The sequence below is a fragment of the Psychrobacter sp. SCQQ22 genome (assembly GCF_015864605.1).
Classification (GTDB): domain Bacteria; phylum Pseudomonadota; class Gammaproteobacteria; order Pseudomonadales; family Moraxellaceae; genus Psychrobacter; species Psychrobacter fozii.
This window is the reverse complement of record NZ_JADYWZ010000003.1, coordinates 370476-384050: the sequence shown is the minus strand read 5'-3', so window position 1 is coordinate 384050 and position 13575 is coordinate 370476. Positions and strand designations below refer to the sequence as shown.

Annotated in this window: 10 protein-coding genes and 1 other RNA gene; 4 read left to right on the top strand and 7 right to left on the bottom strand. The window is 41.7% G+C overall.

Features of this window, described 5'->3' with window-relative positions; all coding sequences use genetic code 11:
- Nucleotides 1-35: 35 nt before the first annotated feature.
- Nucleotides 36-1805 carry a sensor histidine kinase gene (locus I6E84_RS06425; protein ID WP_197216892.1) on the top strand — a complete coding sequence of 590 codons (1770 nt, stop codon included), beginning with the start codon at nt 36-38 and terminating at the stop codon, nt 1803-1805.
- Nucleotides 1806-2035: 230 nt separating this feature from the next.
- On the top strand, nt 2036-3700 hold the full coding sequence (locus I6E84_RS06420) for a sigma-54-dependent transcriptional regulator (RefSeq protein WP_197216891.1): 1665 nt from the start codon (nt 2036-2038) through the stop codon (nt 3698-3700).
- A 174-nt stretch (nt 3701-3874) separates the two neighbouring features.
- Here the strand turns inward: I6E84_RS06420 and I6E84_RS06415 are convergent, their stop codons facing one another.
- Nucleotides 3875-5356, bottom strand: coding sequence for a S41 family peptidase (locus I6E84_RS06415; protein ID WP_197216890.1), 1482 nt, complete (start codon nt 5354-5356; stop codon nt 3875-3877).
- 247 nt (nt 5357-5603) lie between these two features.
- The gene (gene gpmI, locus I6E84_RS06410) at nt 5604-7262 is read right to left on the bottom strand and encodes a 2,3-bisphosphoglycerate-independent phosphoglycerate mutase (protein ID WP_197216889.1); all 1659 of its coding nucleotides are present in this window, start codon (nt 7260-7262) and stop codon (nt 5604-5606) included.
- A gap of 245 nt (nt 7263-7507) precedes the next feature.
- Between gpmI and ssrS the strand changes: the two genes are divergently transcribed.
- Nucleotides 7508-7703, top strand: a non-coding RNA gene (gene ssrS, locus I6E84_RS06405) — 6S RNA.
- A gap of 138 nt (nt 7704-7841) precedes the next feature.
- Here ssrS and I6E84_RS06400 read toward each other — a convergent pair.
- On the bottom strand, nt 7842-8465 hold the full coding sequence (locus tag I6E84_RS06400; protein WP_197099972.1) for an FxsA family protein: 624 nt from the start codon (nt 8463-8465) through the stop codon (nt 7842-7844).
- 258 nt (nt 8466-8723) lie between these two features.
- Between I6E84_RS06400 and ruvC the strand changes: the two genes are divergently transcribed.
- Nucleotides 8724-9308: a crossover junction endodeoxyribonuclease RuvC gene (gene ruvC / locus I6E84_RS06395; RefSeq protein WP_045446965.1), complete on the top strand. Its 585-nt coding sequence runs from the start codon at nt 8724-8726 to the stop codon at nt 9306-9308.
- A gap of 89 nt (nt 9309-9397) precedes the next feature.
- Here the strand turns inward: ruvC and I6E84_RS06390 are convergent, their stop codons facing one another.
- The 4 genes from I6E84_RS06390 to I6E84_RS06375 all read right to left on the bottom strand — a co-directional run bounded on the left by I6E84_RS06390 (nt 9398) and on the right by I6E84_RS06375 (nt 13457).
- Complete coding sequence (locus tag I6E84_RS06390) at nt 9398-10387, bottom strand: META domain-containing protein (protein WP_197216888.1); 990 nt, start codon at nt 10385-10387, stop codon at nt 9398-9400.
- Nucleotides 10388-10827: 440 nt separating this feature from the next.
- Complete coding sequence (locus I6E84_RS06385; protein WP_197216886.1) at nt 10828-11490, bottom strand: glutathione S-transferase family protein; 663 nt, start codon at nt 11488-11490, stop codon at nt 10828-10830.
- Between the two features lie 337 nt (nt 11491-11827).
- The gene (locus I6E84_RS06380) at nt 11828-12466 is read right to left on the bottom strand and encodes a peroxiredoxin (RefSeq protein WP_197216884.1); all 639 of its coding nucleotides are present in this window, start codon (nt 12464-12466) and stop codon (nt 11828-11830) included.
- 217 nt (nt 12467-12683) lie between these two features.
- Entirely contained in the window at nt 12684-13457 is a 774-nt protein-coding gene (locus I6E84_RS06375) for a phospholipase D family protein (protein ID WP_197216882.1), read from the bottom strand.
- Between the last annotated feature and the right edge of the window lie 118 nt (nt 13458-13575).

Below are 13575 nucleotides of genomic sequence, written 5' to 3'. Positions count from 1 at the left end.
TCATTTAACCACTCTTTCTTTGCCATGGTCAATTTATGAAGCCTGCTATTACGCATTATTTGCATCAAGATGAAACCCTTCCGCTGATACAGTTACGCAGATTAGGGCTGATCTATAGTAGTTACCGCTTCATCGTTGGCCTATTTTCTATGTTGATGGTGTATATCACTGCTCAGACTGGCAATATCGTCTCTCTACCAAGCTTTTTGCAACAAACCGTCCTCAGCTTTTATATTTTACTGAGTTTAATCCTGCTAGGACTGTTTTATGTCGTGCACAAAAAGATGCGACGTCAACTAGCCTTTGGCTTGGTCTTAGACGTTACTATATTAAGCTTGTTGCTTTACACAGCTGGCGCGCCTGATTTACAGTTAACCATGCTGTACATGGTAGTAGTCGCAGCGAGTTTTATGCTATTACACAGCTCACAAGCACTAATTATTACGCTACTTGCTATTATCTTTGTCATTTATCAGCAATTTTTTTATGCCATTGCAAATAGTATGAATTTGGCCAATTTAGGTAATGCTTTACTCATGTCTGCCAGCTTTTTGGCAGTTGGTGGATTAAGTTGGTCGATCTCCTATCGCTTAGTACAGCTAGAAAAAGTAGCAGCGAGTCATGCCAAAGAAGTAGCGCGACTGAATGTCATCAATCAAGAAGTCATCACACAAATGGCTAATGGTGTCATTGTCATCGATAAACAGCATGTTGTATTAGCTAACCTTGCCGCTCATCAATTACTTAGCCTTCCCTATAATTCACCAATAACATTGCCAATAACATTGCCAAGCGTATCTGACGAAGCAGATAGTAGTACACGACATGAGAGCTATACCGAATTATTAACTAACTTTGAGCAACAGCTTAGCAAACAACACACCCAACTCTTGCATGCCTGCTTGTCGGTCTTAGCAGGTCAATCGTGCACCTTTACGTACGACCTGCCTGCAGTAGCAAATGCCTCTATATTTGGTAAACTACGTGTACATATCATTCCACTAACGGATGGTAGCAAGCTAATAATGCTAGAAGATTTACGCCGTGAGCAAGCTAGTGCTCAACAGTTAAAGCTGGCATCTCTAGGACAGTTAACCGCCAGTATTGCTCACGAAATAAGAAACCCTTTAGCGGCTATTTCTCAGGCCAGTCAGCTATTAATGGAAGATGTGATAGAGATCGAGGAAAGCAATACCACAAATGGAAGCACAGCGGTTAGTAACTCAAATGATGACCTGTCCGGTAATTATGAGCTTTATAAGATGATATTTGCGCAAACCAAGCGCGTCAATCGTATTATAGAAGATGTATTAAAACTGTCGCGCCAGCAAGCAGCCAGTCAACAATCGATCGTATTGGCTGAGTGGATGCCAACATTTTTAGAAAATTATTTTCAAGGACATGACATTTTTTTACGAGTAAAAACACAACCTACTATATCATTCGACACTCATCAATTAGAACAAGTTTTGATCAATTTAATCAATAATGGCCTACGTTATAGTAGCTATGCTAACCCTCATGCTTATGTAGAAATCGAGATTTATTGTGCCGACAACGATGTTATAATTGATGTTTTAGACGATGGTGCTGGCGTGAGCACCGAAAGTTTAAAGCATTTATTTAATCCGTTCTTTACTACAGATCAAGCAGGTACAGGCTTAGGACTGTACCTATCACAAGCATTTTGTGAGGCCAACCAGACTCGTTTACTTTATATACCTGAGCATAAGAAAACATGTTTTCGCTTGATAGCACCTTCTGCCAATGCTAGTACGTATAGCACAATGCATAAAACAACGTGAATAAGAACGTTTTGTGAGTAGCAGTCTTATCCTGTGGTAAATTTTTACCATTGAGTTATGTTGATTTTAAAGTTTACTATTTATTTTTTTAATTCTATATGGTCGGTTTAAGATAATTCAAATACAAAAAATGCGAGAGAAAGTACTACAAACAGTAGACTGAACGCTCCTGACATCGTACCTGAATTATATAGGACAGACTATAGCTATTGAACACAATGAGATAATGTATGACAACAACCGCGCTAGTCGTCGATGATGAAGTAGATTTGTGCCGATTAATGCAAATTACTTTGACCAAAATGGGCATCAAAAGTGATGTCGCATATACGTTGTCACAAGCAAGATCATTCTGGAAAGACAATGACTATGATTTTTGCTTGACCGACTTAAACCTCCCTGATGGGTCAGGGTTAGAGTTAGTAAAAGAAATAAGTGACAGCTCTAGCACTCCAATAGCTGTGATTACTGCCCACGGCAGTATGGATCTAGCGATTGAGGCACTCAAACTTGGTGCTTTTGATTTCGTTAATAAACCACTCGAGCTGCCGCGCTTACGCCAACTGGTCGAAAATGCCTTAAAGGTTATACACCAAGACAATGCAGCAAGTGCCACACCTGAATCCTCACCTGAGCAAAAAATGTTAGATAGCAGACTCATCGGCGATTCTGCCGTGATGCATCCTCTGAAAAAAACTATTTTAAAACTGGCACGCTCACAAGCGCCTGTTTTTTTATCAGGCGCATCGGGTACAGGCAAAGAAGTGGTTGCCAGACTGATTCACGATTTAAGCCCACGTAGAGATGGTAGCTTTGTGCCAGTCAACTGCGGTGCTATACCTTCAGAGCTCATGGAGTCAGAGTTTTTTGGTCACAAAAAAGGCAGCTTTACTGGTGCTGTCGCTGACAAACAAGGACTGTTCCAACAAGCAAATGGTGGTACGTTATTTTTAGACGAGGTAGCAGACTTGCCACTCGCAATGCAGGTAAAACTACTGCGTGCCATTCAAGAAAAAACAGTAAGAGCCATCGGTGATACTAAGGAAGTGCCAGTAGACATTCGCATTTTGTCCGCAACTCATAAAGACTTAAGTCAATTGGTACAAGATGGCGCATTTCGACAAGATTTATACTACCGTATCAATGTGATTGAACTAAAACTCCCTACTCTAAATGCACGTCGTGACGACATACCTGTTTTAGCTGAGTATTTTTTGGCCATGATTACTAATGAATGGCAGTTAGAGACGCCACCATCATTAACCAATGAGGCTTGCGAGCGCTTGCAGCATCATGACTTTGCTGGCAACGTCCGTGAGCTACGCAATATCCTTGAGCGAGCCGTGACCCTAGCAGAGAGCTCACACATTGACGTCAATCACTTAGGTCTTACAGATATTGATATCAGTCATGCGCAAATACCAGAAACTGAGTTAAACGATAAGGTAGTGGGTGGAACGCTAGAAGCGGGTGAAAAAACCATCCAACCAACACATGAAGCAATAGCACCGCAGATCCAACAGATACCAACCAACCTGCACCCTTATCGCACTACTACTCAGCACTTCCCTGCTATGAGACAGCGTTCATCAGTTAATCAAACAGAAATATTCAATTCCACAACAGCTCCTAGCGACGAAGAGTTCATCGAACCTGACTCTACCCAGCAAGAAGGCAATGCAAAGGTCAATCTAAGCGAGTTATCTGATGGACAACTGCCCGTTCAAGGGCTAGAAACTTACTTACAAGAGCAAGAAAAGCAACTGATTATTACTGCGCTCAAAAAAACCGGATGGAACAAAACTCAGGCTGCCGAACTATTAGGTACGACTTTTCGCTCTTTGCGCTACCGCATGAAAAAATTAGAAATATCTGAGGATGAGTCTGAATCATAAACCTTTATATAGCTGATTCAGTTCAAAAGAGATTCAAGGCAACCGAGTGCAGATGTATATGTAATACTTCAAGCGAGGTTAACGCTGTCACTCTTTTATAGAGGATTGACTATAGTGATGATTTGACTCTATAGCCTACCTATAATGAGTAGCGCTTAGCCAACTGCCTTCGGCCTATAGCGCTTTGTTATTTTCAGTAGGCTTTCGGATAAAACGAATACCTGAACCTAACTTTTGTGATTGTAGTATATCGAGTGCCTGCTGCTCCCATGTGCCCTCATTGCCTGACAATGTGACATCAGGCTTTACACCGATACCATCTATCTTTTTGCCAGATGCTGTCATATAGTTAGCAACTGTCAATTTAACGGCTTGCTCATCATTGAGCGGGATGACTGACTGTACCGACCCCTTACCATAGCTGACCTCACCAGCAATAGTGGCTCGCTTTTGTGCTTGTAGACTACTAGACAATACCTCTGCTGCTGATGCCGAATATCTATTTTGTAAAACAACAACTGGCAGTGATTCAAATAATGCGGCACCTTGAGTCGATAGAGTCCGTGTGTCACTTTGACGAGCTTTCACTTGTACCACATCAGTATCAGTCATGAATAAACTGGCAACGCTCACCGCTGACGTTAATACACCACCTGGATTGTCACGCATGTCTAACAAAATACCAGATACAGGTGCCTCTAAATCAATCAAGCTTTCCAACATTTTTTCACGACTATTATTTTGAAAGGCAGGCAACTTAATAACGGCAATACCATTGATGAGCTTTGCTTCAACGACTTGAGGGTGACTATTATTACGCTGTAAAGTAGTGGTATGTTTGCGGCGTCCAGCTCTCGAGGTTACGATATCCACTTGCGTACCCGCAATCCCTGTTAGGAGTTGCTTGATATCATTACTTTCTTTATTAGCATCCAGTTTGAGATCGCCAATTTGATGCAAATAGTCACCAACAGCGATGTCTTTTTTATCAGCAGGTGAGTCATCATCGACGTCTGTAACTACCCAGTAGCCAGCCACAGGTTGATAAGTGACTTTGATACCAACGTCGCCCACATCACCTTCTGTAAAAGCACGTAGATTCTCGTAAGCCTCAGCATCTAAAAACTCAGCATGACTGTCAAGCTTGGTCAGCATACCACTCATCGCATTGCTAAATAGCTCTTCATCATTCACCGTATCTACATATTCACGGCGCACTAAATCCACTACTGCGACGAACGTCTTAAGCGTCTCTGGAGAAATGGCATTCAGTGATACTTGTGCAACGTCAGAAGGAATACTGGTATCGATATCTTCCGTATCGTCAGTTAAAGCACTTTCATCTGGCACACTATCTATTGAGTCATCAGCATCGTCTGCAGCTTCAAGCATATCAGCAATATCTGATAAATTATTAGTGTCGTTTTTGGCCGCTATCTCGTCATCATTTAAACTGATCAGCTGTAGGTTGGCTGTAGGGTTACGTGCATCGTTCTCAGGCAATATTGCTGCCTGTGCGTATACACTAAAAGTACTCAATCCCAGTAAACCTATCATGAATACAGGCTTAAAAAAAGTTGGTGTGGCAGGTAGCTTCAGCGTTGGTTTACCCAATCGCTTAGAGACAGACGATCGCACAGAATAGGTAGGATGCATAAGAGAACTCGTTTAAATAATAGAATGTACAACGTTATTATTATAGATATATTTATCAAATATGCCTCATAACATAACATCAAGCGTATGTTTAAGACTAGAATAGTATTGCAAATAACTTAGGCAAAATGTATCAAAAAAAGGAAAGATAATAGATATCTTTCCTTTTATAGTGTCCAAAGACTTTAGTGTCTAACAACGATAATCTGCTATCAGAATACGAAGGCTAAAATCTTTTAATTATCAATTACGATACTGGTAATAATAAGCTTTCACCCGTCATCTCAATTGGTGCTTCGATATTCATCAGTGCCAAAATAGTCGGTGCGATATCGCTCAGCTTACCACCATGACGCACTTTTAACTTTTTGTCACCAACATAAATAAAAGGTACCAGTTCAGTAGTATGTTGAGTATGTACTTGACCGCTGTCATAGTCCTGCATCTGCTCACAGTTACCATGATCGGCCGTGATTAACATATCACCTCCAGCTGCTCGCACTGCAGTCGCAACACGACCCACACATACGTCCAACGCCTCTACCGCTTGTACAGCAGCATTAAAGATACCTGTGTGTCCAACCATATCCCCATTGGCATAGTTCACGACCAGCACGTCATATTTACCAGATTCAATCGCTTCTACCAACTTATCTGTCACTTCAGGCGCACTCATTTCAGGCTGCAAATCATAAGTGGCAACATTTGGAGAAGGCACTAAAATACGTGTCTCACCGTTGTACTCATCCTCACGGCCACCACTAAAGAAAAATGTCACGTGAGCATATTTTTCGGTTTCTGCGATACGTAGCTGTGTCTTACCTTGATCTTGCAGATATTCACCAAGTGTATTCGTCAATGACGTTGGATAATACGCGATGCTAGTCTTTGAGTTATCTGCTAAAACGTCTGAATACTTGGTCAGCATCACAAAAGCTGCCAATCTAGGTTGTTTATTACGTGCAAATCCAGAAAACTCATGATCCGGTAGTACAAATGCTTGTGCAAGTTCACGGGCACGGTCAGAACGGAAGTTCATAAAAATTAAAGCATCATTGTCATCAACCGTGTATGGCACTTCATCACGTCCGATTACGGTAGTAGGACTAACGAACTCATCTGTCTCACGTGCTTTATAAGCGGCTTGTACAGCACCGTCAGCTCGGGTCGACAAGCGATCAGCCTTACCTTCAGTGATAAGCTCATAGGCCTTTTGTACGCGATCCCAACGATTGTCACGATCCATCGCATAATAACGTCCGATAATACTCGCAATCTGTACTCGACCACCTTCATAGTGCTCATTGAGCTTGCCGATATGTGTACGTAAACGATTGATGTATTTATCGGCAGACTTTGGCGGTGTATCACGGCCATCTAAAAAGCAATGCACAAAGACATTTTTGGCGCCATGGACAAGTGCTGAATGGCACATCGCCTCGATATGATCTTGGTGCGAATGCACGCCACCGTCCGACAACAGCCCCATAATATGCACGTTGCCACCAAGCTCGTTTGCCGCTTTTACGGCATTTACTAGTGCTTCGTTTTTATAAAACTCACGATTACTCACTTCACTTGAAATACGAGTTGAGTCTTGATAAAGAACACGGCCAGCACCCAAGTTCATATGCCCAACTTCTGAGTTACCAAATTGACCGTCTGGCAAACCAACGTCTTCTCCTGAAGCAGATATCAATCCGTGTGAATACTGCTGATAAATCTTATCAAGATTTGGCATATCGGCAGCAGCAATTGCATTGTCCTTATCGTCTTCACGATGCCCAAAACCATCTAATATCATTAAGACATGCGGTATTTTTTTATTGTTATCGCTGTCTTTTTTATTATTGAGTTGAGCCTGACTATCGTTGATAAATTCTGATTGTTGGTGATTATGGGTCATGAATTACCGCTCCTCAAGTGAATGAACGCCTATGATGCTGTACTAGGATGTTTAAAGCCCTCTATATTAACACACATCTCAAAATAGCTGAAAAATCGCTATTTTTAACTAGTAATTAAGCGCCTAGTATGCTCTTGCATCATTGGAAAAAGGGTTAAAACTCGACATGAATCTTGTAATCATCAACCCTACGTATCAATCTGTAAATCGTACTTGCAATCGTTCAATTCATTGGTTAAGATAATTATATTCTGAAGTGTTGGCTAGTAGATGTTTATTCCCTGAGCCGATAATGCTTTACCAGGATGTGGTACCTATCATCTCATTGTGTATGCCTGCACCGCTTGCGGTGTATCAGGAAACCTGCAGAGATGATGACGCATCCGCCCTGAACTTCACGGTTCATGGGTCACCATCTTACAGCGGCACTTCGGTTGTTTCATTCGGTTATTGACCGTTTTATTCATAACAAATAAGTTTACGATAGTACGGTTACAACCAACAGAAAGCCCCTTTTGTCATCGACGAAAGGGGCTTTTTTTATGACTTTTTCTGTATTCCTAGTCTATAGACGATACACTATTCATCATTGGCTGATTTTGTGATTTTTTTCACATCTTTAGGAATATTTTTTGCTGTACCGTCCACAGTCGTGTGCTGTTTGAACACATCGCCGAACGGGTTTTGTTGTTGCTGACCAAATGGATTTTGGCCATTCGTGCCGCCTGCTCCGCCGAATGGGTTTTGACCACCCATGCCGCCAAACGGATTTTGACCGCCGCCCATTTGACCACCCATCTGCTTCGCCATCATTTCCATCATTTTTTGCTGATTGTTCATGACATAGTTATTGGCAAAGTCTTTAAGCTTCTTCTGTACTGGTGGCAATACGACCAATAATGCGAGCAAATCACTGAGCACCCCTGGTATGAGCAGTAAGACACCCGCTGCTGCCATCGCGACACTTTTAATCATGGTCGACTCTTGCGGACGCATCGACGGATTCGTCATCCCACCAGCTTTCATCTGCTGTGCCATTGGATTCAGTGCTGCCATTCCTTTACGCAACAGTGAGATACCGATGACGGCGGCAATGATAAACCACATAAACACCCACCAACCACTCATAAACTGAGCAAGCAAATACCAAAGCAGCATCTCGATAATAAACCAAACGATGGCAATACCAACTATCTGACCCATAAAGTGTCGTCCTATAAAATAAAAACCAATAAATTGAGCGCCATGCAAATTAAGATGGCTAACATATGATGTATATGGGGATTGATTGCTATACTATCAAACTTACGGCTAATTTTTAAGCCATATAGTCGGTACAATATAATTTGGATACAAGGACGGTAAGTAAAAGTGCTACGAGAGTAGGCTGAGCGAGTCTGACTCCCTATCCGATTTATATAGGATTGAATATAAAATAAAATGTAAGCAAGACGGGATATTATGGCCATTATTATCGGGATTGATCCAGGCTCACGCATGACGGGTTATGGAATTGTTCAACAAACCGGCGACAAACTGACTTATATCGATGCAGGTACTATTCGTACGGATACCAAAGAGATGCCTGAACGACTTAAGCGTATCTTTAATGGTCTGACACGGATCACCCAACATCATTTAAAATATGCAGACGAGCCTATCTATACGGCTATTGAGCAGGTGTTTATGGCTGAAAATCCAGACTCTGCGCTTAAGCTTGGTCAGGCGCGAGGTGCAGCGATTGCTGCCATGGTAGCACTGGACCTAGAAGTGTCAGAATATACTGCCCGCCAAATCAAGCAAGCCGTCTGCGGCTATGGTGCAGCGGCAAAAGAGCAAGTTCAAGAGATGGTTTGCCGTATATTGTCTCTAGATGTAGTACCACAGCAAGATGCTGCCGATGGACTCGCCTGCGCCATCTGTCACGCACACTCAAGCCATTCAATGAACAAACTGATATTGAATAGCGCTATGCGTGGACGCGGTGCTTCTAAAAAGAAAGGCCGTTGGCGCTTAACGGAAGAAGATTTAGGTAATTTACGTTAAATATAAAAAACCATAAAAAAACACGCTTAACATGGACGCGTGTTTTTTGAATCATTAACCCAATATATTCATAACGATAATGAACGAATCTATTCTACTACTGAACTTTCAATGACTGCATCCAATACATAAGCATATTCTTCATCTGATGTGTTGGAAGTATCATCCTCTGCCGTATCGCTGCCGTCTAATCGATAGCGCTGTAGACGTAACACCTCTTCATGCTGGCCATCATGCTGATAACCATCGATTTCACCAATAAATACGCGCCATTTACCTTCATTTATTTTAATGCCCTGACTGTTATAAGTAACGGGCTTCACTCGTAAACACATCTGTGGGTTATTATCAGCACACGCTACCATGTCTGCACTTACTGCCCAAAATACAGCCTCGCCCTTACTACTATATCTGGCTTGTGGGGTCAGCTTTCCTTGCCAAACTAAAGTAGCGGCATCACTGATAGTCTGTGTCAATATTGGTATATCACTTTTGAGACTGTCAACGCTAGCATTGTTAGCTATCGCCAATACCAGTTCGCTATCACCTTGCATCAGCGTACTTAAGTTGTCTTCAGCCTTATTAAGATCGCCACAGGACATTTTAGTGCTCATGCTATCTTCAACGGTTAAAGCAGAACCCTGTAACTGATAAGTCGCACTTATGGTGTTACAACCAACACTATAGTTTAAGGTATTCTGACCCTGATACTGGTTGAGTGACAGTCGCACTTGGTCTGTGATTTGCATTAACATATCTAATGGCTGATCATGACTGTCCGTTGCAGATATCAGTGTCCAACGATAGCGTGAAAGATTGCTAATCATTACATCTTCAACACTCATCTTATCGGCTATCAACTCTTTATCCATCGCATCGGTATTACTAGCATCTTGATTAACCGCACCGTTATTAGTGACTTCACTAGCCGCTACATCCGTATCATTTGGCCCTTCATTTTCGTCAGAAGGTCCATGGCAAGCACTTAATGCCAAACTGGTGGCTAGCATACTTAGTAGCAATACCGAACGAGGTAGCGACCCCAAACGAACAGGCTGTTTTCTAACAAACGATGTCATAACAATCATACCTTTTGGCCATTCACATGCATCGCGATTATCCTTTTTGCAGAACTATGCTTTAAACCATCAACTCTTTGAGGCTAAATTACGAATTTTAGGGTCAGATAGCGAACCGTATCTAATACAAAAAGCGTAATGATTTCACCACTATAGCGCTGATGACTATGGCGGTTGTAACAAAGTGTTTAATTTTATGTAGTCATAGTAATACCATCCACAAAAATTAGAGTAGCAAGGAAAACAAGTGCAAGTACTACGCATTGTAGACTAAACGAGTTTGACGCAGCTAATCGTACTTCTTGGGTTTGGTATAACTACTATTTTACGGGTTATTCTTACTTGTCATACATCCATAGAAATAGTCTTAGGCAATTGACATTACTATCAACTACCTAAGACCGCTGATTATAAATGATTTTTAATTCTTAGTGTTTGCTTCAGTCTTCTTCGTGAGTAGGTTTGGCTTTTGCCATGTTTTTGATACTAAAACGCTCATTCATCATGTGATAAAAACGGGCAAGATTTTCACCTTGCTCATTGGGATCAACTTTGAGCACTTTACCAAAATCTAAACCTAAATAGAGCACGATATCTGCAAAACTCAATTGCTCACCGACCAAATACTCACGGCCTTCTAGTATGTTTTCAAAATACGCGAGTGTTTTGACCCCTCGTGCGATAGAGGGTGCGACAAACTCTGGCACTTGCTCAACACGTTGGGCTTTAGCGGGATTACTGTGCTGAAACGCTAACATGAAGTTATATAACACCTCAAACTCTGCAATGCGGCGCATAGAACAAACTTGTGCACGTTGTATGACATCGTTACCCATCACAGAGCGCTCACCATAGACACGGTCGAGATATTCGCAAACGGCCTGTGAATCATTGAGTACGGTACCATCACCCAACTTGAGCACTGGCACAGTACGCATCGGGTTCATTGCAGTGAACTCATCTGAACTCTGCTCATTAGCAGCAAAATCAATATCAATGACATCAATATCGTCCATGTCATCAACATCAATACCTTTTGATGCTAATAAAATAAGTGCTTTACGTGGATTCGGTGCAGTACGGGTGACGTATAGTTTTTTCATGGCAAACTCCTTAAAATATGGATTGAAAAGTGAATGAAGGCTGTTGGTTTTTATAGTAGGTAACGCTCATTAAAAATATATCATTCAAAGACGATATTACCTAGACATAATATATGGTTCTTTTGCCATCATATAGTCAGCGAACTGCTAAACCGCTACGGCGTTATCGTCCCTAGATGTCCTACTTGTACAATCTGAAATCGGCTGCCTTGTAGCCATTTTAGAATTCTTTAACTATAGTAAAACCTAACGCTGGTTGTTACACGAACAGCAAAAAGCCCCATAACGTTACGTTACAGGGCTTAATATTTATCACTATAGGGCAAGTTCGTTCAACTTACTTATTTGGTGCAGGTGTGGTGCGTAGATACGGCTTAACTTCTGTATAGCCTTTAGGGTATTTGGCAGCAATGTCTTCGTTTTTCACGCTTGGTGGAATAATCACATCATCACCGTCTTTCCAATCTACTGGCGTCGCGATATTGTACTCATCTGACAACTGCATCGCATCAATGACGCGGATGATTTCATCAAAGTTACGGCCACAGCTGGCTGGATACGTCAGTGTTAGGCGAATTTTTTTGCTTGGGTCAATAATAAATACGCTACGTACAGTGTGAGTGCTATCGGCATTTGGATGCATCATGTCATACAATTCAGCGACTTCTTTATTTGGGTCAGCGATGATTGGGAAATTCATCTCTGTCCCTTGGGTCTCACCGATATCACTCGCCCATGCTTTGTGGTCTTCTAAGCTATCGACAGAGATACAAATCGGCTTGACATTGCGCTTTTGGAACTCGCCATTAAGGGCAGCGGCGCGACCAAGCTCAGTGGTACATACTGGGGTAAAATCAGCTGGGTGCGAAAAAAACACCACCCAATGATCGCCTGCCCACTCGTGGAAATTGATATCACCCTCTGTGGTTGCTGCATCAAAATTCGGTGCGGTATCACCTAAACGTAAATGTGCCATGCTCTATTCCTTAGCTATGTTGATGAACGCTTATATCGACACGTCGGCCTCGCGCTCTATTATTATCATCGACGTGCTCCGTGATCAAATATAACACAGAGCGCCTCAGTAAAAACTGACTTTATCTTAACAAACTGGTTATGAATGTCTTGTGACGGATTGTAATACGGTTATTCTATTTGGCAATAAATAAACCCATACATTTCTAGAGGGTCAACTAGATGACCATCCCTGCATCCCATAAGCAAAACTCACCAAACTTGCCCTTTTTACTAGTGCCACCAGCTGCTCGTCCAGCATCAGTCAATACTAGCTCGCCATCTTGCGCTTCTAAATAACCTGCTGCCAACAACTTATCATTTAACGCCTGAGTTTTAAACCCCAGTTCTTTAGCAAGCTTGGCAGTCGTCAATCTAGAATAATTCGGTGTCGCCGCTTCTGTGGTAGATTTTGCCGTTGTATTAGCATTATTAGCACTTACCGCAGCATGACTAGACGCGGATTTTTTATCAGTGCTAGCATCGGTTCCAGATTCAATTTCAGTCACTTTTTCAAGCGACATTCTCACTTCATCACTGATTCGGATGATGCGTTGGGCTTCTTCATAAGTATCAGCATAAAGCTTACTGTCTTCATTACGATAAATCAGCACGCCCATTTCATTATTATTGACTTGGCTAAACTCATAAAGGTTCAGACTGGTAATAATGCACTCATTTTCATTCAGATAGCATTTAGCATGCAGATTTTTGCAAAAACTGGTACGAATAAAGGTTAAGTTTTTGAGCCAATTTATTTCTTCAGGGTGTAGGTCATTTTTACCATAAACGATTCTGATATCAATTTTGAGACGATTACGGTCTTCTAATAATTCTTTAATGCGCTCATTAAGCTTTAAATACGGACTAATAATAATCAGCCTATCAGAGGCATTTTTAATCAACTCTTCTAAATGATAAGTCGTACCACTACTGTTCAAAAACTTTGCCATTCTCATTTCCTTAAATATTACGATACTCAACTTTACAGATGCACAAAAAAGCCCATCCCTAGCGTACTAGAAATGGGCAGGCTTGCAAACTACTATTGTTCAGTATTGTCTCAAAACG